The organism is Acidaminococcus sp. HCP3S3_G9_1 (assembly GCF_052122455.1).
In the GTDB taxonomy this organism is placed as follows: Bacteria; Bacillota; Negativicutes; order Acidaminococcales; family Acidaminococcaceae; genus Acidaminococcus.
Genome location: NZ_JBQKCH010000001.1, coordinates 135,048 through 156,454, shown reverse-complemented (window position 1 = coordinate 156,454; position 21,407 = coordinate 135,048). Strand labels below are relative to the sequence as shown.

The following is a 21,407-nucleotide window of genomic DNA, read 5'->3' as shown; positions in this document are numbered from 1 at the left end:
AATCCGGAAGGCACAGCCTTCCCTGTGCAAAGGTGGTGATACCATGTCCATGCTGGAAGACATCAAAAATGCCGAACAGAAGGCGGATGACCTGAAGAAACAGGCCACCCTGGAAGCCCGGAACACCGTACGGGATGCCCAGGCAGAAGCCCACAAGGAGGCGGACGCCCTGATCGCGGAAGCCCGGAAACAGGCCGCCGCAGCCATTGCCCAGGCGGAAGCCCAGGCCAAACAGGAAGCAGACGCTCTGGTGGAGAAAAACCGGAAACGGGATGAGGCCCAGGCGGCGGAAGCCCGGAAAAATCTGGATGGGGCAGTCCAGTATATTATGAAGAAGGTCGTGATCGAATGTTAGTACCCATGCAAAAACTGACCCTCTATGCTCTGAAAGCCGATCGCGATGCCCTGCTCCTGGCCCTCCAGAAGGACGGGAGTGTGATGCTGGAACCGGAAGCGGGAACCAAGGCCCTGCCCGGATCAGAAAAAGTCAGCGCCCAGCTGGATAAAACCGGCCAGGTGCTCCAGTTCCTGGTCCAGAACGGTGCCAAGAATCCTCTGTTTCCCCAAAAAGAAGCCATTTCCTATGGAAATTTCCTGAAAGAGACCCAGGAAGGCCGGCAGCTGACGGAGAAACTGGATACTACGGCCAGCAAGATCGCTTCCCTGGAAAGTGAAGCGGCCGCCCTCCGGACTCAGGCAGAAAGCCTGGATCCCTGGCTGAAACTGGATATTCCCCTGGAGCAGCTGAGCTTTACGGAAACCACCCGCTGCCATGTGGGTTTCCTGCCGGAAAAGGAATTGCCGGAATTCCAGAAGGCCATCAGCAGCCTCCTGGCGGATGTGAGCTTCTATGACTTGACCCAGGACGGCCAGGCCATGGTGATCCTGGCTTATGAAGACGCTGACAATGAGGTGAAGCATCTCCTGAAGGAACATGATTTCAGCGAGGCGGTGCTGCCCAAGCGCAGCGGCCTGGCAGCGGATGTCCGGAAGGAACTGCTCCAGGAAGCGGAAGAAAAGGAAAGTCGGATCACCCGGCTGAAAGAGGAAACCCGGCAAAGCATCCCTCAGAAACAGCAGGTGGAACTGTACTACGACCAGCTGAACGCCGCCCATGACCGTCTCCAGAACGGCGGGGTGGAAACCGTCAGTGCCTTCAAGGTACAGGGCTGGGTCCGGAAGGACCGGGTCCAGCGGGTGGAAAAAGTGGTCCAGGGCGTCACCGATGCTTACCAGCTGACCTTTGCCGACCCGGCAGAAGGGGAGATCCCTCCCACGGTGCTGGAAAACGGGAAGCTGGTAGAACCCTACGAAAGCGTAGTGGAATTGTACTCTCTGCCCAAAGCCGGGTCCATCGATCCGGACCTGATCATGGCTCCTTTCCATTTCATCTTTTTCGGGATGATGCTTTCGGACGCAGGCTACGGGCTGGTGCTCACGGTGATGCTGTATTTCGCTCTGAAGAAGTTCCGGCCTACGGGCTTTGCCCGGCAGCTGGCCATGGTGATTTTCTTCGGCAGCATTTCCACCATCCTGTGGGGGGCCATGTTCGGAGGCTGGTTCGGGCTGGAGTGGAAACCTCTGCTCTTTGTCCCCATGAAGGAACCCCTGAAGATGCTGGCCCTGTGCTTCGGCCTGGGGGCCATCCATCTGGTGGCCGGCATGCTGGTGAAGGTCTACATGCTCTTCCGGGAGGGAGACATTGTGGGAGCGGTCTGTGACCAGATCAGCTGGCTGATCATGTTCCTGGGCTTTTTCCTGATGGCTCTGGTTCCGGGGCCTGTGGGCAAATACCTGGCCTGGCTGGGTGCCGGGATCATCATCCTTTTTGGAGGCCGGGAGAAAAAAGGCATCGTCAGCCGGCTCCTGGGAGGGCTGCTGACTCTGTACAACATCAGCGGCTATCTCAGCGATCTGTTGAGCTATTCCCGGATCTTTGCCCTGGGACTGGCCACCGGGGTCATCGCCATGGTCATCAACACGGTGGCCCAGATGCTCTGGAGTGCAGGACCGGTGGGCATTGTGGCCGCCATCCTGGTGCTTCTGGCCGGTCACTATTTCAACATCATCATCAACGTGCTGGGTGCCTTCGTGCACAGCAGCCGTCTGCAGTACATCGAGTTCTTCGGCAAGTTTTATGAAGCCGGCGGCCGGGCGTTCCTGCCTTTGGCACTCCGGACCAAGTATACGGATATTACGAAATAAGGGAGGATTTCATTATGATTACTTTAGGAACAGCGCTGGCATTTGGTGGAGCAGCAACGGCTGCAGCTCTGGCAGGGGTTGGCAGTGCCATTGGTGTAGGGATTGCCGGGCAGGCCGCTTCCGGCGTGGTCAGCGAAGATCCGGACAAATTCGGTAACGTGCTGGTGCTCCAGGCTCTGCCTGGTACCCAGGGCATTTATGGCCTGCTGATCGCCTTTATCATCATCCTGAACCTGGGAGTCATCGACGGGAACGTAAAGGACCTGACCACCTTCCAGGGCCTGGCCTATCTGTTCGCCGCTATGCCCATGGGCATCGGGGGCCTGCTGTCCGCCATTTACCAGGGGAAAGTGGCTGCCTCCGGCATCTACCTGACCGCCAAACGGCCGGAAGAAACCGGTAAAGGCATTATCCTGACGGCTATGGTGGAAACCTACGCCGTGCTGAGTCTGCTGATTTCCTTCATCATGGTGAACGGGATCAAATTATAAGAAAGGGTGACCCGTCGTGTCTGGCGATAAAATCATTCAGAAAATAGAAGAAGAAGCGAAGCGGGACGCGGCAGCCATCGGAGCAGCAGCCCAGGAAAAGGCCCGGAAGGAAAAGGAACAGATCCTGGCCAAAGCCCAGGAACAGGTCCGGGAAATCCAGGCCAAATCCCAGGTGGATGCCAAAGAGGCTGCAGGCCGTCTGCAGCTGATTGCCGAACTGCAGAGCCGGAAAGAGAACCTGGCCAGCAAGCGGAAAGTGCTCCAGGAGGCCTTTGACCGGGCCCGGGAGCAGCTGGAAGCCCTGCCCCAGGAACAATGGGAGAAACTGATCGGGCGGATCATCCTGGAAGCGGATCTTACCGGCCGGGAAACCCTGGTGGTGCCTGCCAAGGACCGCTCCCGGTATGAAAAGGGATTCCTGGACCGGCTGAACAAAGAGCTGAAGGCCCAGGGCCGGAACGGGTCCCTGACCCTTTCGGACAAAGAGGCGGAGTTCACCGACGGTGTGCTCATCGAAGGGGAGACCTGTGATTATGACGGCTCCTTCGCCACCCTGCTGGAAGACGTACGGACCGGGGAGGAATACCGCGTGGCAGAGCTCCTGTTTGGCGCGGAGGTGAAGTAATATGCCCCAGCCCAGTTATGAATATGCCCTGGGCCGGATCAGCGTCCTGTCCACCCATCTGCTCACCGCCGCCCAGCTGCGGCGGATCGCGGAAGCGGACAGTACGAAGACAGCCATGAAGCTGCTGCTGGAAACCGGCTATGGGGAAAACGTGGCCACGGAACAGGAAGTGGTCCGGGGAGAAATCGACCTGATCATCCGGGCCCAGATGCAGCTGACCCGGAAACGGATCAAGGAACTGACCCCGGATCCGGAGCTTACCGGCCTGTTCCTGCTGCCGGTGGATACCCACAACCTGAAATGCCTGCTGAAGGCACGGCTGCTGGGGATCCAGGCCGATGACATCCTTCGGGAGGGAGGCAATTTCGACCTGAACCTGCTGAAGGACATGGTCCATACCAAGTATTATGAAGACCTGCCGCCCATTTACTGCCAGGTGCTCAACGAAATCGAAGGGGACCTGGCCCGGGAAGCGGATCCGTTCCGGCTCAGCGCGCTCCTGGACGGAGCCCTGTTCCGCCAGGCCAAAGAGGTGCTGGACCGGAAAAAGGAGCGGGGCTTCATCCGGAACTACTTCTCCCTGTGGGCGGATTACCAGAACACCATCAGCCTGATCCGGGCCCAGAACCTCCACTGGGAGCTGTCCCAGCTGCGTCTGGTCCTGGTGGACTGTGGGGATATCCCCAAAACGGTGTTCGAGGAAAGCCTGGATGTGCCTCCGGAACAGCTGGGAGCCCGGCTGAACCAGGGGAGCCATGGAGCCGAACTGGTCCAGGCCATCAACGAATTTGCACAGACCAATGAGCTGGGGGTCATTCCCCGCCGGATGGAAGAGGGCCTGAGCCTGATCCTCCGCCGGGCCAGATGGGACACCCATACCCTGGGACCCATCGTAGGGTATCTGGAAGCCCGGGAAACCGAGGCGGAAGCCCTGCGGATGATCTTCGGAGCCATCCAGGGCGGTTTTGAACCCCAGCTGCCCAGCGTCTATGCCTGATCACAGGAAGCATGGGAGGCAGCAAGATGGATAAAAAGAAAATTGCAGTGATCGGCGATCCCAGCTCTGTGATGATCTTCAAGGCCGTAGGGTTCGATGTATTCTACGAGGAAGAACAGGAACAGATAGAGCGCAGGATCCACCGTCTGGCCGATGAGGGCTATGCCGTGATTTACATTACGGAAACCGCAGCCCAGAAGGCCCAGACCGTGATCGCAGAATATGCTACCGCTACCTTTCCCGCTATCATCCCCATCCCGGCAGGAAACAAATCCCTGGGACTGGGCATGAAGCGTGTCCGGGAAAATGTGGAAAAAGCAGTAGGCGCCGATATTCTATTCAAGGAAGGGTAGGGAACAATCGTGAGTGGAAAGATCGTGAAAGTATCCGGCCCGCTGATTGTCGCCGAAGGCATGAAGGACGTGCAGCTCCATGATATGGTCCGCGTCAGTGACAAGCGCCTGATCGGTGAAGTCATCGAGCTTCGTGATGATAAGGCTTCTATCCAGGTATACGAAGAAACGGCCGGCCTGGGGCCTGGGGAACCGGTGGAATCCACCGGCTCTCCCATGAGCGTGGAACTGGCTCCCGGGCTGATCGAAAGTATCTTCGACGGAATCCAGCGCCCGCTGGAAAAAATCTATGAACTGGCCGGGGACCGGATCAGCCGTGAGGTGGAAGTCCCCAAACTGGACCGGGAAAAGAAATGGCAGTTCGTGCCGGTGGCCAAACCCGGGGACCAGGTGTCCGGCGGCGATGTGATCGGTACCGTCCAGGAAACACCCGCCGTGCTCCACAAAATCATGGTGCCTCCCGGCCAAAGCGGCACGGTGGAATGGGTCTATGAAGGGGAAGCCACCATCCTGGACCCGGTGTACAAACTGAAGGACAGCAAGGGGAATGTGAAGGACTATCCCATGCTTCAGCAGTGGCCGGTCCGGGTGGCCCGTCCCTACAAGACCAAGCTGCCTCCGGAAGAACCCATGGTTACCGGCCAGCGGGTCATCGATACCCTGTTCCCCATTGCCAAGGGCGGTGTGGCGGCTGTGCCCGGTCCTTTCGGCAGCGGCAAGACCGTAATCCAGCACCAGCTGGCCAAGTGGGCGGATGCGGACATCATCGTGTACGTGGGCTGCGGAGAACGTGGGAATGAAATGACCGACGTGCTGAACGAATTTCCGGCCCTGAACGACCCCCGCACCGGCCTGCCTCTGATGAAGCGGACCGTGCTGATCGCCAACACCTCCGACATGCCGGTGGCCGCCCGGGAAGCGTCCATCTATACCGGCATCACCATTGCGGAATATTACCGGGACATGGGGTACAAAGTGGCCATTATGGCTGACTCCACCTCCCGCTGGGCAGAAGCCCTCCGGGAAATGTCCTCCCGTCTGGAAGAAATGCCCGGTGAAGAAGGGTACCCGGCGTACCTGTCTTCCCGTCTGGCCGAATACTACGAACGGGCCGGGGAAGTGGAATGTCTGGGGAAGGACGACCGGGTAGGCGCCGTTTCCGCCATCGGGGCCGTGTCCCCTCCCGGCGGGGATATTTCCGAACCGGTTTCCCAGGCCACCCTGCGGATCGTGAAGGTGTTCTGGTGCCTGTCTTCGGCCCTGGCCTATGCCCGGCATTTCCCGGCCATCGACTGGCTCCAGAGCTATTCCCTGTATTCCGACCGGCTCCGGGCCTACTATGATGCCAAAGTGGCTCCCGACTGGTCCAAACTGGTGGGGACTGCCATGGAAATCCTCCAGGAAGAATCCAACCTGAACGAAATCGTCCGTCTGGTAGGGATCGATGCCCTGGGCTTCAAGGACCGGATCACCATGGAATGTGCCCGGTCCATCCGGGAAGACTTCCTGCACCAGAACTCTTTCCACGAAGTGGATACCTACACTTCCCTGGAAAAACAGTACGATATGCTGAAGCTGATCATCACCTGGTATGAAAAGGCCCTGGATGCCATGACCAAGCATGTGAAGCTGGACAAGCTGATCGACATGCCCATCCGGGAACAGATTGGCCGTGCCAAGTACATTCCGGAAAAAGAACGGAAGGAAAAGTTCGGCCAGCTGAACCGGGAACTGGAGCAGGCTTTTGCAGAACTGACGGAAGAGGGTGAAGAAAATGCGTAAGGATTACAAAACCATCCGTGAAGTGGTGGGCCCTCTGATGCTGGTGGACCAGGTAAAAGGCGCAACCTATGACGAACTGGTGGAAATCCACCAGCAGAACGGGGAAGTCCGGAACGGGAAGGTGCTTACCGTGGACGGGGACAAAGCCCTGGTCCAGCTGTTCGAGGACTCCCAGGGGCTGCAGCCGGCTACCGCCAAAGCCCGGTTCCTGGGCCACGGGATCCAGCTGGGGGTATCCCCTGCCATGCTGGGCCGTGTGTTCGACGGCATGGGCAACCCCATTGACGGAGGCCCGGCCATCATTCCGGAAGAATACAAGGACATCAACGGGGAGCCTATGAACCCGGCAGCCCGGGAATATCCTTCGGAATTCATCCAGACCGGGATCAGTGCCATCGACGGCCTGAACACCCTGGTCCGGGGCCAGAAGCTGCCGGTGTTCTCCGGCTCCGGTTTGCCCCATGCCCAGCTGGCTGCCCAGATCGCCCGGCAGGCCAGAGTCCGGGGAACCGATGAAAAATTCGCCGTGGTGTTCGCCGCCGTAGGGATCACCTTCGAAGAAGCCAACTTCTTCATGCAGGACTTCAACCGGACCGGGGCTCTGAGCCGTGCGGTGATGTTCATCAACCTGGCCAACGACCCGGCGGTAGAACGGATCGCCACCCCTCGTATGGCCATTACCGCAGCGGAATATCTGGCCTTTGAGCTGGATATGCACGTGCTGGTCATCATCACCGATATCACCAACTATGCCGATGCCCTCCGGGAAGTGTCCGCTGCCCGGAAGGAAGTCCCCGGACGCCGGGGCTACCCTGGGTATCTGTATACGGACCTGGCCACCATGTACGAACGGGCCGGCCGGATCCGGGGCAAGAAGGGGTCCATTACCATGATCCCCATCCTGTCCATGCCGGAAGACGACAAGACCCATCCCATCCCCGACCTGACCGGGTACATCACCGAAGGCCAGATCATCCTGTCCCGGGAACTGTACCGAAAGGGGCTGACCCCTCCCATCGACGTGCTGCCTTCCCTGTCCCGTTTGAAGGATAAAGGGGTGGGCAAGGGCAAGACCCGGGAAGACCATGCGGATACCATGAACCAGCTGTTCGCCGCTTATTCCCGGGGGAAACAGGCCAAGGAACTGGCCACCATCCTGGGGGATTCGGCCCTTAGCAAGGTGGACAAGCTGTATGCCCAATTCGCCGATGCCTTTGAAAAGGAATACGTGTCCCAGGGGTACCGGACCAACCGGTCCATCGAAGAGACCCTGGATCTGGGCTGGAAGCTGCTGGGGATCCTGCCCCGCAGCGAGCTGAAACGGATCCGGGATGAATACCTGGACAAGTACTACAAACCGGCGGACGGCACCAAGGGGGAATAACCCATGGCTACCAACGTAAACCCTACCCGGATGGAGCTGACCCGGCTGAAACGCCGGCTGGCCACCGCCGTCCGGGGGCATAAACTGCTGAAAGACAAACGGGACGAAATGGTCCGGCAGTTCATGATCTACATCCGCCGGAACCACGAACTGCGGCTGAAAATGGAAAAAGCCCTCCAGAACGTGTCCCACCATTTCGTGGTGGCCCGGGCCCATATGGGATTCCTGACCATGAACGAAGCCCTGCTGTACCCGGCACGGAGCGCCGAGTTCGAAGTGGGAAGCAAGAACGTGATGAGCGTGGATGTGCCCACCCTGACCTATACCGGGGCCACGGCGGATGATGCGGCCCAGGTGCCTTATTCCTTCGCGTTCACCACCGGGGAACTGGATACGGCGGTGACGGAACTGACCACCTGCCTGCCGGATCTTCTGGAACTGGCGGAAGTGGAAAAGACCTGCAACATGCTGGCGGATGAAATCGAAAAGACCCGCCGGCGGGTCAACGCCCTGGAATATGTCATGATCCCGGAAATGCAGGAAAGCATCAAGTACATCACCATGAAGCTCAGCGAAAACGAAAGAGCCAGCACCGTACGCCTGATGAAAGCCAAGGAAATCATGGCGAAACAGGCGTGAAAAACAGAGTGCTGCAGGTTGTCTGCAGCACTCTGTTTTTTTATGCTACAATATCCGTGACTATAGATCCTGCTGAAAAGCAGCACTGAAAGGAGCACGGTTCTTTGCTGACCACTTTTAATTTCCGGGTACAGCCGGGGGCGGGTCCCCTTTACCGGCAGCTGGCCGCTTATTTCTGCCGGGAAATCCGGCTCCACCACCTGGGATCCCAGGACTTTCTCCCTTCCATCCGGAAGCTGACCCGGGACCTGAAACTGAGCCGGACCACCGTGGAGGGAGCCTATCAGATCCTCATCGACCAGGGAGTGGTGGAAAACCTGCCCAACCGGGGGTACCGGGTGGCTGCCTACCGGCCCCGGGAAGAGGGAGAGGAGCCGAAAACCCCGCCGGATCCGGCCCGGCCGGCTGTCCTTTACAATTTTTCCAACAATTACATCGATACCTCCACCTTCGATACGGTGCTCTGGCGCCGGTGCCTGAACCAGGTGCTCCGGAATCCCGCCTCCATTGCCGGATACGGGGATCCCCAGGGAGAACCGGAACTGCGGAAGGTGCTGGCCCGGTACAGCTACGCTTCCCGGGGGGTGGTGTGCCGGCCGGAACAGATCCTGGTGGGAGCCGGTCTCCAGACCCTGCTGCTGGTGCTGCTGCCCCTGCTGCCGCTGGAACGGAAGGTGGCGGGACTGGAAGCCCCCGGGTTCCCCCAGGCGGAACAGATCTTCCATCTCATGGGCTGGGAAACCTGTGCCTACGATCCGGCAGACCCCAAAGGGGACTGGCCCGGCCTTTTGATGATCTCTACCGCCAATCCCTACAAGGGACGGGCCCTGACGGAAAAAGAACGGAACAACCTGATCGTGGCCACCCAGCTGGAGCGGGTGTACCTGCTGGAAGACGACTACAATGGGGAATTCCGCTACCTCCACCGGCCCACCCCTGCCCTCCACAGCTTCGGGAACCGGGAACAGATCATCTATCTGGGGTCCTTTTCCCGGACCATGCTGCCTTCCCTGCGGATCAGTTTTTTGGTGCTGCCGGAAAAACTGCTGCCTGCCTACCGGGCCATTGCCGGCCGGTACAACCAGACCTCGTCCACTGTGGAACAGCTGGCCCTGGCGGCCTATATTGAAGAAGGGCACCTGACCCGGCACATCCGGAAGCTCCGAACCCTGTACCGGACCAAGAGCCGGCTGCTCCAGGAAGCTCTGACTGCCGTGTTCGGGGACCAGGTACGGCTGCTGGGCTACGGCTCCGGGCTCCATCTCCACATTGCCCTGGATCGGTCGGGGACAGCAGAAGAACTGGCCGCCCGGGCCCTGGAAAAAGGCGTCCGGGTGATCCCTGTCCGGGGTACGGAACCGGGCCGGCCTCCGGAATTCCTCCTGTCCTTTGCCGGCATCGGAGAGGAAAAGATCCGGGCAGGAGTGGAGGCCCTCCGGGAAGCCTTGGAGGAGTAAAGGAAAAGACAATTGTCTTCTTTCCTCTGGGTAGGGTATAATAAAAAGGATACAGAAAAATCATGAAAGCCCAAACATTGGGGGAGGTGGATGTATGAAAAATACCTGGGAAATTGCCCTTCTGGCCGTGATGCTGGGGATGGGCGGGCCGGCGGCCGGGGAAGCGGCCCAGTATTTTGCTCCCCGTTACAGCCTCAGCGCCAACGGCCAGCTGCAGCCCCCTCTGACGGTGGAATTCCAGAAAGGGGTTCCCCAGAAGATCAGTGCCAGCCTTACCGGTGCCGCCGGCAGCGAAAAAGTCCTGGTGCTGGGCTGGCAGGTGGGAGACGGAGTAGGCCTGTGCACCCTCCAGAAAGGGGTGGAATACGCCCTGTACAAACTGGATTTCCGTCCGGGAAAACAGGATATCTTGGTGCTCAGCTACGGCCGCCGGGGCACCGGCAAGACCCATCTGAATGAAGTGGCCGTCATCGGGGAGGATTCCCTGGGGGTGATCCGGCAGCTGCCGGTGAACGGCTTTGTGCCCACCGATGTGTTCAACAGTCCTCTCCAGATCCGCCAGCAGGAAGCGGTGCTGTTCCTGGAACAGGCTCCCCATGTGCTGGCCCTCCGGGCGGACGGAGAAAACGGCTATGTGGCCGAAGTGGAATAAAAAGGAGTGATTGGAATGGAATTGGCTTCCCTGTATGATACCTGCCGGACCTACCGGCGTTTTGAACAGAAACCGGTGGATCCGGCCCTGCTGCGGACCCTGGCGGATGTGGCCCGGAAACGGAGCTGCGGCCGGAACGGCCAGAGCCTCCGGTTCACGGTGGTGGCAAGCCCCGCCAACGTGAAGGCCATGCAGCCGCTGCTCCGGTGGGCGGCAGCCCTGCCCAAAGAAATCGGCACCCCCAGGGAAGGGGAACAGCCGGTGGCCTTTGTGGTAGTGTCCCGGCCCAAGGAGGCCAACCCCACCATCACCAGCATCGACGTGGGCATCGCCCTGGATGCCATGGCCATCACTGCCTGGACCCAGGGGGTGGGCAGCGCCATCCTGGCAGCGGTGGACCGGGTAAAGATCGCCGCTCTGCTGGAGATCCCGGAAGACCGGGAAGTGGTCACCGTGCTGGCCCTGGGCTATCCCGCCCACAAAAGCACCCTGGTGCCCGGGGAAGAAGGGAAACTGGCCTACTATGTGGATGAGGCCCGGGATTATTATGTGCCCAAACTGCCCCTGGAAAAAGTGGCGGATTTCAAATAAACGGATGAGGAAACAAGGAGAAAGCTATGCTGTATGACATTGCCATTGTAGGGGGCGGCCCTGCAGGCTGCAGTGCGGCGGTGACCGCCGCCAACCGGTCCCTGTCCGCCCTGCTGCTGGATACCGGGGATTTCGGCCTGGCCCTGCGGAAAAGCGCCCTGGTGAAAAACTACCTGGGGATGCCGGACCGGTCGGGAGCGGAACTGATGGACGCCTTTACCGCCCACATGAAGGCCGCCGGGACCACGGTGGTCCCCCACAAGGTGCTGAGCATCCTGCCCCGGGAAAAGCACTTCTATCTGGCCACCCCGGGAGAAGTGTACGAGGCCCGGAGCATCCTGCTGTGCCCGGGAGCCTCCCACGGAAAGCCCCTGGAGGGAGAAACGGCCCTTGTGGGGAAGGGGGTCACCTACTGTGCCACCTGCGACGGGTACCTGTACCGGGGAAAGACCATCGGGGTGGTGACCAATCTGCCCTCTGCCTGGGAAGAAGTGGAATTTCTGGCGGGGGTGGCTGGGGAAGTGAAGCTGTGGGCGGACTTCCCCCTGCCGGAAAAACGGCCTGCCAATGTGCAGATCATGGAAGGCAAACCCCGGAAGGTGCTGGGAGAGGAACGGGTGGAAGCCCTGGAAACCACTGCCGGCACGGAAAAACTGGAGGGGCTGTTCCTGCTCCGGGAAACGGATCCTCTGGACCGGCTCCTGCCGGGACTCCGGCTGGATGGTCCCTTCATCCGGGTGGATGACAACCTGGCCACCAGTGTGGAGGGAGTTTTTGCCGCCGGAGATGCGGTGGGCTATCCCTGGCAGATCAACAAAGCGGCGGGAGAAGGCCAGAAGGCTCTGCTGTCTGCGGCTTCCTGGCTCCGGGAGAACCCGGTATGACCGGTGGCAGGATCCGGCATTACCTGCTGGTCCTGACGGTTCTGGCATTTTTGGGCTGCCTGGCCGGCGGGTGCAGCCGGTCCCAGACGGCGGAAAGCAGCCAGACCGCCGGAGAAACGGAAGCGGCTTCGGAAACCAAGGCCCTGGCTCCCGGGGAGGGAGAACAGGGAGCAAGGGTGGAATTCGTCAACCGGGAACACAAAATGGAGCGGGTCATATTCAGCGGAGGTTACCTGCGCAGCCTGCCGGAAGAAAAGCCGGAAACCATCCTCCGGCCGGCCCCGGAGGGAGCTCAGGGGATGATCTTCGGGAAACGGGAGATCAACGGACTGGAATGGGCCAAGGTGGCCACCCGGGACGGGGTCACCGGATGGTATGCGGTGCCGGCCAAAGATGGGGCCGGGCCCCGGGACAAACGGAATCCCCTGAAGATCACCAACGATGGGTATGAGACCACCTTTCCCCAGGTGACCGGCGGTGTGGCTCCTCAGGTCCAGGACCGGATCAACCAGGAACTGGGGAACTACCTGTCCGTGTACCGGCACATTACCGGCCCGGTGGAAAGCGAGCTCCAGTGCCAGGTCACCTACAACCGGCGGCAGATCCTGAGCCTGGTGTTCCAGGGGACCCCCATCCTGTACCGGAGCTATCCGGTGTCGGAAGTGAACAGCCTGGCCAGCTGGACCCGGCTGAAGAACTACGCTTATGTATCCTCCCTCCAGGGAGGAGCTGATCCCACCCTGCTGGTGGCCCGGATCACGGACCTCCACTATGCCCTGGTGTTCGACCTGGCCACCGGCAGCCGGCTGACCCTGGACTATTTCCTGGGAGCCAACCGGCAGGAAGAGCTCCAGGAACGGCTGGCCGGACTGGGCGAAGGAGCCCGGCTCCAGAAGGATGATTTCTACATCACCACCCAGGGACGTCTGGTGGCCCTGGCCTCCGTCCCGGGCAAAGGACGGGTGGATCTGGATCTGTCGGATCTGGTGATCAGGGAGTTTTGAGAGGATGCTGCAGGGGCAGCATCCTCGTCCATTGACAGGGGCTGCTGAAGGCAGCCCCACAACAACGAGGTGAACAACATGAACAAAAAAGTGCATTTCCATACGAATCTGGGAGATTTTACTGCGGAGCTGTTTGAGGACAAGGCTCCCAAAACCGCAGGGAACTTCCGGGAACTGGTGGAGAAGGGATTCTATGACGGGGTCATCTTCCACCGGGTCATTGACGGCTTCATGATCCAGGGCGGGGATCCCACCGGCACCGGCATGGGCGGCCCGGGCTACACCATCGACGACGAATTCGGTCCCGGCCTGGCCCACAGCGGGGAAGGGATCCTGTCCATGGCCAATGCCGGCCCCAACACCGGAGGCAGCCAGTTCTTCATCACCCTGGATGCCACCCCCTGGCTGGACGGCCATCATGCGGTCTTCGGGAAAATCACCCAAGGGATGGATGTGGTCCATAAAATCGGCTCCACCCCCACGGATTTCGCCGACCGTCCCCTGAAGGACGTGGTGATGGAAAAGGTGGAAATCGTAACAGAATGACTGCCTACGTCTATATGGTGCGCTGTGCCAACGGCGCCCTGTATACCGGCTGGACAAACGACCTGGTCCACCGGCTGGCCATGCACCGCCGCGGGTCCGGGGCCAAATACACCCGGGCCTTCAAGGCGGTGGACCTGGCCTATTTTGAGGAACTGCCGGACAAAAGGACGGCCCTTCAGCGGGAATATGCACTGAAACAACTGGCAAAAAAACAAAAAGAAGAGCTGGTCCGTCAATTTCCTCGAAAATCTTTGAAAATACCCTGAGTCGTCTGTACTCTCGCAATTCTTTTGCTTGTAAAAGTCCAGGGGTTATGCTAGAATGGAACACAGAAACAACGGACTTACTGAATGTTGAACTCACGCAGGTATCACATATAGTTGGATCGTTTTTCGCAATAATTTTTAGGAGGCCAAGTAAAGATGACTGGCAAAGTTAAATGGTTTAATGCTGAAAAGGGTTATGGTTTCATTGAACGGGAAGATGGCGGCGATGTATTCGTTCATTTCTCCGCAATCCAGGGTGAAGGCTTCAAAACTCTGGAAGAAGGCCAGGCTGTAGAATTCGACGTTGTCGAAGGCAACCGTGGTGAACAGGCTGCCAACGTTGTGAAACTGTAAGATATAGATATCTGCAAGAACAACAAGCGCAACAAAGAGGGGATATCGTGGAAACGGTATCTCCTTTTTTTCTGTTTGGGGAACAAATTGCAGGAAGGGAGTCGTGGATATGATCGGATACGGAATGGAGAAGAAAAAAGGGGTCATCAGCGGTGGCACGTCCGGCATCGGCCTGGCAGCAGCCCGGCTGCTGGTCCAGGACGGAGCCACAGTGTGGCTGGTGGGCCGGGATCCGGAACGGGGCCAAAAGGCAGTGGAGAGCCTCACAGGGCTGCCGGGAGAAGCCCTGTATCTCCAGGGAGATGTAAGCACCGTGGAAGGCTGCCGGAAAATCGCCGGGGAACTCCAGGCACAGCACCAGGAACTGGATTTTCTGGTGAACAGCGCCGGGATCTACCAGGAAAAGCCTTTCCAGGACGTAACGGAAGAGGATTATCAGCAGCTGATGGATGTGAATGTGAAGGGGACCATTTTCCTCACCCAGGCCCTGCTGGACCTTTTTGTCCAGGACGGTCCGTCCATTGTGAACATCGCTTCTGACGCGGCCCTGGAAGGAAATTACGGCTGCTGTCTGTACGCCGCTTCCAAAGGGGCGGTGGTGGCCTTTACCCGGTCTCTGGCCCTGGATCTGGCCCCCTGGATCCGGGTGAACTGCCTGTGCCCGGGGGATGTGGATACCCCTCTGGTGGAAAAGCAGCTGGCAGAAGGGGGCTATTCCCGGGAATCCATGGCTTCTGTATATCCCATGGGACGGATCGGAAAACCGGAGGAAGCGGCCCATATGATCTGTGCGGTGCTGTCCCCTATGAACGGCTTCATGACCGGCGCCATCATTTCCGTGGATGGCGGCCTGACCGCCAAATAAGGAGGCACCATGAACAATCACAAACTGACTTCTGCTGAATATCTTTTTGTGGGCTCCATGCTGTTCGGGATGCTGTTCGGAGCCGGGAACCTGATCTTCCCGGTGCACATGGGCCAATTGGCCGGTGCCCATTTCTGGAGCGCCAACATCGGCTTCATTGCCACCGGAGTGCTGATGCCCTTCCTGGCGCTCATTGCCTTCGGCCTTTCCGGCAGCGGCAGCCTGGAAGAACTGGCCGGAAACGTGCACCCTGTCTTTGCCCGGGTCTTTACAGTACTGCTGTATCTGACCATCGGGCCGGCCTTTGCCCTGCCCCGGACTGCCACCGTGTCCTACCAGATCGGGATCGTGCCCTTTGTAGGAGAGAACCAGACCCTGATCCTGGCCGGGTTTACCTTTCTGTTCATGGGAGTGGCCCTTCTGTTTTCCCTGAAGCCATCCAAACTGGTGGTGTACATCGGGAAATTCCTGAACCCGGTGTTCCTGGCTTTCCTGGCCATCCTGGTGGCAGTGGCCCTGGTCCATCCCATGGGGTCCATTGCCGGAAGCCTTCCCCAGGGAGACTATGTGGACCATGCTTTCCTTACCGGGTTCAAGGAAGGGTACAATACCATGGACGTACTGGCCATGCTGGCCTTTTCCGTGGTGGTGATCGATACCCTGAAGAATCTGGGCGTCCGGGATGTGGCCACCATTTCTGTGGATCTGCTGAAGGTAGGGGGCATTGTGGTGTTCCTTATGTCCCTGATCTATACTCTGATCACCTGGCTGGGCACCTCCAGCCTGGGACAGCTGGCGGTATCCGCCAACGGGGGCATTGCTCTGGCCCAGATCGCCCATGGCTATTTTGGACCGGTAGGAGGCATGCTGCTGGCGGCCATTGTGACCTTCGCCTGCCTGAAGACCGCCATCGGCCTGATCACTGCCTGCGCCAACACCTTCCAGGAACTGTTCCCCGGGACCCTGGGCTACAAGGCTTACTGTGTGGTCTTTGCAGGGATTTCCTTCCTGATCGGGAATGTGGGGCTCACCCAGATCATTGTGCTGGCTGTGCCCATCCTCATGTTCCTGTATCCCATGGCCATTACCCTGATCCTGTCCTCCTTTGCCTCCGCTCTTTTGGGGAAGAACCGGCGGCTGTACCGGTGGCCCATGGTGCTGGCCGGTGTGGCGGCTTTTGGGGATGCCCTCAGCGTGCTGCCCAAAGGGCTCCAGGGGACGGCGCCGGTCCAGGCTTTGCTGGGCTGCTACCATCAGCTTCCCCTGTTTTCCCTGGGGATGAGCTGGCTGCTGCCCACCCTGGCGGCCCTGGCTGCAGCCGCAGCGGCCGTGAAGCTCTCCGGGGAAAAACAGTGAAATTTTGCGAAAATTGATGAAAAAGTGTATAATGAAAGAATGATGAATGTTTGAATCCATTGAAGGAGGGATTTCCCATGAAAAAAATGATGATGGCCACTGCAGTGCTGAGCCTGCTGCCTTTGACCGTGGCCTGTGCTTCTCCCCTGGCCAAGATTGCTCCTGGCGCTGCAAAAGTCGATGCCAACGTCACGGTGGGCAATACTCTCAAATGGAAACAGCACGGAGAGACCAAAGACTTTGGAGGTGATTCCCGGTACCGGGTGGGGGGTACCATCGGGATCGCCGACAACCTGGGTCTGGATTACCGGTATGCAGCCCATGAAGGGGACCATGATGCTTCGGCCCAGTCCCATCAGGTAAGCCTGATCTATCAGTTCAATCCCTATCTGTACGGGTACGGGGGCTATGTGCGGAACCGGCTGAAACAGCATGGCTACCATGACAACAACAGCGGCTATCAGGTGGGGGCCATAGGCCGGCTGCCCATTACGGACAAGACCACCGGCTGGGCCAAGTTCGGCACCGGCAACAACATCACCCAGTATGAACTGGGCGTGGGCTATGCCTTCACCGACAACTGGGAAGCCAACGTCTCCTACAACGACAGCAAGTACAAAGATTTCAAAGGAGACATCGATGCCAAGACCCATGAAGTGAATGTGGGGGTATCGTACAAGTTTTAAAAAAAGGAGATGTCATGCGTCCTGTGTGACATCTCCTTTTTTCACATTTTCTCCACCGCATGGAGCAGCTGGGTCCTGTTCTTTACCTGGAAACGCTGATAGAGCAGGCTCAGTTGTTTTTTTACGGTGATTTCCGCCACGTTCAGTTCTTGGGCGATTTCTTTGTTGGTCCGGCCTTCTTTCACCCGCCGGATCACCAGCTTTTCCCGGGCCGTGAAGGATGCCTCCTTCAACGGGCGGCCTTTGGCCGGAGTGAGGGAATAGGACAGGACCGCCTGCAGGAATGCGGCAAATTCCGGCTGCCGGGCGGCTTTCACCAGCAGGGGACCCAGCAGGGACTGGTGCTCAACAAAAGGCAGGTACAGTCTGTCTTTCAGGGCTTCAGCCAGGGTGGACCGGAGCAGGGCGGCCGCTTCTTCCCCAAGGCCCGTATGCTCCAGGGCCGCAATCTGGACAATGGCATCGTAGCACCGGCACATTTGGGAAGAAGTGGGAGCCGGGACGGCATCCTGGGGACGGGTGGAAAGGAGCAGCAGCTGGTATCTGCCCATGGTCAGCTGGAGACGGTGCCGGGTGGACTGGCGCATCCCCTGGAGGGAAGGATAATCCGGCAGGCTGTTCATCCGTTCCAGATGTTTTGCCAGGCTGGGAGAAGGCTGTTCCAAAAGGCTCTGGACGAAAATCCCCACCAGATCCAGGTCCGTCCGGGTCAGGGGGTCTGTAATCAGCTGGGACAGCTTCTGGTAATGCTTTTTCCAGCCTAGGAACTGTTCCTGGTCCTGCCGGATCAGGGCGATCCGGGGCATCAGGAACAGAGCGATGATGGCCCGCTGCTGTTCATCCAGGGTCCGGCAGGGAGCATCCAGAAAAGCCTGGAGCACTTCTTCGGCCGTGGACAGTTCCCCCTGGAGATAGGCCAGCTCCGCCGCCACTGTGGAACGCCACAGGGGACCGCTGACGCCCTGGAGGGCTTCTCCGCAGCCGTCATAGAGGGCCTGGAGCTGGCGGGTGTTCCGGGCCAGGCTGCCGGCCCGGCGGTAGTACAGCACCAGTTGACCTGAGACACCCCGGTGGATGCCTTGGAAATAATCCCGGGGCAGCCGGATACGGTGCTCCCGGCAATAGGTGAAGAACTGCCGGAAGGCCGGCTCCATGGCGCCCAGGTCCGGCAGGCTGTCCAGGGCCGTAAGGAAAAGGATCCGGGCTTGGTCTTCCGGGGTACAGGTCCAGGCATCGGGCAGGGAGGCCAGCAGGATTTCCCGTTCTTCCCGGGCGGTCTGAGGGGACTGGAGCAGGTTCAGGGCCAGGAGGATCAGGCCGCAGCCAGCAAAATGCCGGGCTTTTTCCTCCTGAGGGCATTTCCGGAGCAGCTGGATCAGCAGGGAGGGAGGCTGCTGGTATAAAATGGCAAGGCCCGCCTGTTCTACGGCCTGGAGGGCCTGGGGCCAGGCTTTTCCCCTGAGAGCCAGGGCAAGGGCCTGGGCAAAATCTCGGCTGCGGAGCTGCCACCGGGCGGCCTGGAGACAGGCTTTCTTCTGCCAGTTCCAGGATTCACACTGGAACTGGCTCTGGAGATATTCCTGGAACACCGGATGGAAGGCAAAGGTCCCCTGGAAAGGCTCGTAGGTCAGGAAGGGGCTGCGCTTCCAGTGTTCTTCCAGCCGGGCCAGGGTGTCCGGGTGGGGGCAGAGGAATTCCGCCTGGGCCCGGGAAAAACGGGGGAACAGGGAAAGAATCAGGCAGACCTGCTGTTCTTCCCGGGAAAGGGGATGGAACAGTTTCCGGATCAGCTGGTACATCAGTTCCTTGTCGTGGGGGGTGAACAGGTCCGGATCCGCCGTCTTCAGCTTCCGGAAGTTCCGGATTCCCTGGCTGATGGCAAACAGCTCGTTTTCCCGGACGGCCTCATAGGCCATGGAATGGTTCAGATAGGTGATTTCCCAGCGGCCGGCGGCGTTTTTCCGGAAACAGAAGGCACAGCGCTGGTAGCCCTGGAGATACATTTTGTAGGAGGGATTCGTTTCCACCAGGGAAGACACCTGGACCAGCCACAGTCCCTCTGCCAGAGGACGCACCAGGGACCGTTCCTGGCTCTGCCGGCAGGGAATCAGCTGATCCTGGCCCTTCCGGAAAATGGCGGCAACTCTGTCCCGGCCTTCCGCCTCCATTTCCTGCCCGGCCCCCAGCCAGATCACATCAGGAGCCAGATGGGCCAGCAGAGGATCCGGATCCGTTTTTTCAAAATAGGCATGGAGGATGGTGCGGGCCAGCTGGAGCAGTTCCTGTTCGATGGCTGTCATGGGAATTCCTCCTTTCAGGGATACAGAGAACCGCCCCTGGGATAAAAGGACGGAATAAACTGTTAATTTATATTATAAGGGAGAATCAGGGAAAATGTCTACATTTCCTAACAAAAGCAGGGGTATACCTTGCTTCCGGGGACGGCAGTTGTTATAATAATCATGTTATGCGGTTGTAGCTCAGTTGGATAGAGCATCTGCCTCCTAAGCAGAGGGTCGCGCGTTCGACTCGCGCCAATCGCACCAGATGATAAAAAAAGCTGCCGCAAGGCAGCTTTTTTATTTCGCCACCGGCGTGGTCATCTTGTAGGGATCCAGGATTCTGTCCAGCTGGGTGTCGGAAAGGTAATGACGGCTCCGGGCCAGTTCCACCACCGGGATGTTCTTGGCCAGGGATTCCTTGGCCAGCTTGGCGGCTTTTACGTAGCCGATGTAGGGGCTCAGGGCCGTTACGATGCCGGCGCTCATTTTCAACAGGTGCTGGCAGTGTTCCCGGTTGGCGGTGATCCCTTCCACACAGTTGATCCGCAAGGTGTCCGCCGCTTCCCGGAGCATGTCGATGCTCTGGAACAGGGAATAGAAGATCACCGGTTCAAAGGCGTTCAGTTCCAGCTGTCCCGCCTCCATGGCCATGGCGATGCAGGTGTCGTTGCCCACCAGCCGGAAGGCCACCTGGCTCACCACTTCCGGGATCACCGGGTTCACTTTCCCGGGCATAATGGAAGATCCGTTCTGCTTGGCAGGCAGGTTGATCTCTTCCAGTCCGGTCCGGGGACCGGAAGACATGAGCCGCAGGTCATTGGAAATCTTGGACAGGGCAATGGCACAGTCCTTCAGGCTGCCGGATACGGCGGCGAAACTGTCGATGTTCTGGGTGGCATCGATCAGGTCCGCGGCCTGGGTAAAAGAAAAGCCGGTCAGCCGGGAAAGATCTTCGGCAATATGGCGGGAGTAGGCAGGGGCTGCATTGACTCCGGTACCGATGGCGGTACCGCCCATATTGATTTCGGTCATTTCTCTGGCTGCCGACTGGATCCGTCTGAGCCCTCTGTCCAGGGCGGTGGCATAGGCTTTGAATTCCTGGCCCAGGCGGATGGGCACTGCGTCCTGGAGCTGGGTCCGGCCCATTTTCAGGATCGGGTCGAATTCCACTCCTTTTTGGGCAAAGGCCTCTTTCAGGGCTTTCAGGCTTTTGTACAGGTCTTCCAGCAGGAAAAGGGCGGTCAGTTTCCCGGCGGTGGGGATCACGTCATTGGTGGACTGGCCCCGGTTCACATCATCGTTGGGATGGACCAGGGTGTAATCTCCCTTTTCCCCGCCTAAAATCTCGATGGCGATGTTGGCGATTACTTCATTGGCATTCATGTTCAGGGAGGTGCCGGCGCCGCCCTGGATGGGATCCTGGATGAACTGGTCCTGGTATTTCCCTTCCAGGAGCTGATCGCAGGCGGCCACAATGGCATCTGCGGTTTTGGGAGTCAGGGTGCCTGCCTGCCGGTTGGCCAGGGCGCAGGCTTTTTTGATGTACGCCAGGCTGCGGATCATGACGGGATGAGTGGACTGACCGGTGATGTGGAAGTTCTCATGGGCACGGAGAGACTGCACCCCATAATAGGCGTCCCGGGGGACGTACTTCTTGCCGATAGAATCACTTTCCAAACGTTCGAGTTTTTGCTCACTCATTGCCTGTTTCCTCCTTGGAAATCAATTTATGGTCCCATTATAAACCTTTTTCTCGAACAATCAAGCATAAATTCTTCATAGCGTTCTAAAAATATTGAACGGCAATGTAAAACTCAATGACGTATGTTCGATAAAATTTGAATTCGTACAGAAGAATTGTCAGCTAATTAAGTAAAAATAAGTCAGATTTTACAGTAAACATCTTCCCTTCCGGCCGTTGATACTATATACTATTAATATTGTGTGTTGCGGAACGTCTTGTATTTGCAGTGTAGTTGGGGGGAGTC

At 58.8% G+C, this 21,407-nt stretch carries 22 protein-coding genes and 1 tRNA gene; 21 read left to right on the top strand and 2 right to left on the bottom strand.

The genetic code is table 11. From position 1 onward, the window contains the following. Positions 1–43: 43 nt before the first annotated feature. From ACTQY1_RS00775 to ACTQY1_RS00680, 20 genes are all read left to right on the top strand, one after another. The gene (locus tag ACTQY1_RS00775) at positions 44–355 is read left to right on the top strand and encodes a hypothetical protein (protein ID WP_288174763.1); all 312 of its coding nucleotides are present in this window, start codon (positions 44–46) and stop codon (positions 353–355) included. Further along, positions 349–2,205: a V-type ATP synthase subunit I gene (locus ACTQY1_RS00770; RefSeq protein ID WP_308664028.1), complete on the top strand. Its 1,857-nt coding sequence runs from the start codon at positions 349–351 to the stop codon at positions 2,203–2,205. The genes ACTQY1_RS00775 and ACTQY1_RS00770 overlap by 7 nt, the downstream gene beginning before the upstream one ends. Positions 2,206–2,219: 14 nt before the next feature. Next, positions 2,220–2,696 carry a V-type ATP synthase subunit K gene (locus tag ACTQY1_RS00765; protein WP_022487985.1) on the top strand — a complete coding sequence of 159 codons (477 nt, stop codon included), beginning with the start codon at positions 2,220–2,222 and terminating at the stop codon, positions 2,694–2,696. A 16-nt stretch (positions 2,697–2,712) separates the two neighbouring features. Beyond that, complete coding sequence (locus ACTQY1_RS00760; RefSeq protein WP_308664029.1) at positions 2,713–3,321, top strand: V-type ATP synthase subunit E; 609 nt, start codon at positions 2,713–2,715, stop codon at positions 3,319–3,321. A gap of 1 nt (position 3,322) precedes the next feature. Continuing rightward, positions 3,323–4,318 carry a V-type ATPase subunit gene (locus ACTQY1_RS00755; RefSeq protein ID WP_308664030.1) on the top strand — a complete coding sequence of 332 codons (996 nt, stop codon included), beginning with the start codon at positions 3,323–3,325 and terminating at the stop codon, positions 4,316–4,318. A 26-nt stretch (positions 4,319–4,344) separates the two neighbouring features. After that, positions 4,345–4,671, top strand: a complete 327-nt coding sequence (locus ACTQY1_RS00750; protein WP_022487988.1) for a V-type ATP synthase subunit F — start codon at positions 4,345–4,347, stop codon at positions 4,669–4,671. A gap of 6 nt (positions 4,672–4,677) precedes the next feature. Then, a complete protein-coding gene (locus ACTQY1_RS00745) occupies positions 4,678–6,453 on the top strand; it encodes a V-type ATP synthase subunit A (protein WP_441373745.1) in 1,776 nt (591 codons plus the stop codon). Beyond that, positions 6,446–7,837: a V-type ATP synthase subunit B gene (locus ACTQY1_RS00740; RefSeq protein ID WP_022487990.1), complete on the top strand. Its 1,392-nt coding sequence runs from the start codon at positions 6,446–6,448 to the stop codon at positions 7,835–7,837. Before ACTQY1_RS00745 ends, ACTQY1_RS00740 begins: the two co-directional genes overlap by 8 nt. A gap of 3 nt (positions 7,838–7,840) precedes the next feature. Then, the gene (locus ACTQY1_RS00735; RefSeq protein WP_012937587.1) at positions 7,841–8,476 is read left to right on the top strand and encodes a V-type ATP synthase subunit D; all 636 of its coding nucleotides are present in this window, start codon (positions 7,841–7,843) and stop codon (positions 8,474–8,476) included. A gap of 104 nt (positions 8,477–8,580) precedes the next feature. Continuing rightward, entirely contained in the window at positions 8,581–9,933 is a 1,353-nt protein-coding gene (gene pdxR / locus ACTQY1_RS00730) for a MocR-like pyridoxine biosynthesis transcription factor PdxR (protein WP_441373721.1), read from the top strand. Between the two features lie 94 nt (positions 9,934–10,027). After that, positions 10,028–10,585, top strand: a complete 558-nt coding sequence (locus ACTQY1_RS00725; protein ID WP_154487547.1) for a hypothetical protein — start codon at positions 10,028–10,030, stop codon at positions 10,583–10,585. A 15-nt stretch (positions 10,586–10,600) separates the two neighbouring features. Next, complete coding sequence (locus tag ACTQY1_RS00720; protein WP_154487549.1) at positions 10,601–11,176, top strand: nitroreductase family protein; 576 nt, start codon at positions 10,601–10,603, stop codon at positions 11,174–11,176. Positions 11,177–11,202: 26 nt separating this feature from the next. Then, complete coding sequence (locus ACTQY1_RS00715; protein WP_022487994.1) at positions 11,203–12,060, top strand: NAD(P)/FAD-dependent oxidoreductase; 858 nt, start codon at positions 11,203–11,205, stop codon at positions 12,058–12,060. After that, positions 12,057–13,064, top strand: a complete 1,008-nt coding sequence (locus ACTQY1_RS00710) for a hypothetical protein (protein ID WP_441373720.1) — start codon at positions 12,057–12,059, stop codon at positions 13,062–13,064. Before ACTQY1_RS00715 ends, ACTQY1_RS00710 begins: the two co-directional genes overlap by 4 nt. A 78-nt stretch (positions 13,065–13,142) precedes the next feature. Next, a complete protein-coding gene (locus tag ACTQY1_RS00705; RefSeq protein ID WP_022487996.1) occupies positions 13,143–13,610 on the top strand; it encodes a peptidylprolyl isomerase in 468 nt (155 codons plus the stop codon). Beyond that, positions 13,607–13,876: a GIY-YIG nuclease family protein gene (locus ACTQY1_RS00700; protein ID WP_154487555.1), complete on the top strand. Its 270-nt coding sequence runs from the start codon at positions 13,607–13,609 to the stop codon at positions 13,874–13,876. The genes ACTQY1_RS00705 and ACTQY1_RS00700 overlap by 4 nt, the downstream gene beginning before the upstream one ends. 156 nt (positions 13,877–14,032) lie before the next feature. Further along, entirely contained in the window at positions 14,033–14,230 is a 198-nt protein-coding gene (locus ACTQY1_RS00695) for a cold shock domain-containing protein (RefSeq protein WP_009015310.1), read from the top strand. A gap of 109 nt (positions 14,231–14,339) precedes the next feature. After that, complete coding sequence (locus tag ACTQY1_RS00690) at positions 14,340–15,095, top strand: SDR family NAD(P)-dependent oxidoreductase (RefSeq protein WP_022487998.1); 756 nt, start codon at positions 14,340–14,342, stop codon at positions 15,093–15,095. Between the two features lie 9 nt (positions 15,096–15,104). Beyond that, positions 15,105–16,451, top strand: a complete 1,347-nt coding sequence (brnQ, locus tag ACTQY1_RS00685) for a branched-chain amino acid transport system II carrier protein (RefSeq protein ID WP_308664033.1) — start codon at positions 15,105–15,107, stop codon at positions 16,449–16,451. Positions 16,452–16,528: 77 nt separating this feature from the next. Next, complete coding sequence (locus ACTQY1_RS00680; protein WP_022488000.1) at positions 16,529–17,137, top strand: porin family protein; 609 nt, start codon at positions 16,529–16,531, stop codon at positions 17,135–17,137. Between the two features lie 41 nt (positions 17,138–17,178). Here the strand turns inward: ACTQY1_RS00680 and ACTQY1_RS00675 are convergent, their stop codons facing one another. Next, the gene (locus tag ACTQY1_RS00675) at positions 17,179–19,437 is read right to left on the bottom strand and encodes a LuxR C-terminal-related transcriptional regulator (RefSeq protein WP_441373719.1); all 2,259 of its coding nucleotides are present in this window, start codon (positions 19,435–19,437) and stop codon (positions 17,179–17,181) included. Positions 19,438–19,606: 169 nt separating this feature from the next. On the opposite strand from ACTQY1_RS00675, the gene ACTQY1_RS00670 reads away from it, so the two are divergent. After that, positions 19,607–19,683: transfer RNA gene (locus tag ACTQY1_RS00670), tRNA-Arg, on the top strand. 33 nt (positions 19,684–19,716) lie between these two features. On the opposite strand, the gene ACTQY1_RS00665 is transcribed toward ACTQY1_RS00670, so the two are convergent. Continuing rightward, on the bottom strand, positions 19,717–21,120 hold the full coding sequence (locus ACTQY1_RS00665; protein ID WP_441373718.1) for an aspartate ammonia-lyase: 1,404 nt from the start codon (positions 21,118–21,120) through the stop codon (positions 19,717–19,719). Positions 21,121–21,407: the final 287 nt, after the last annotated feature.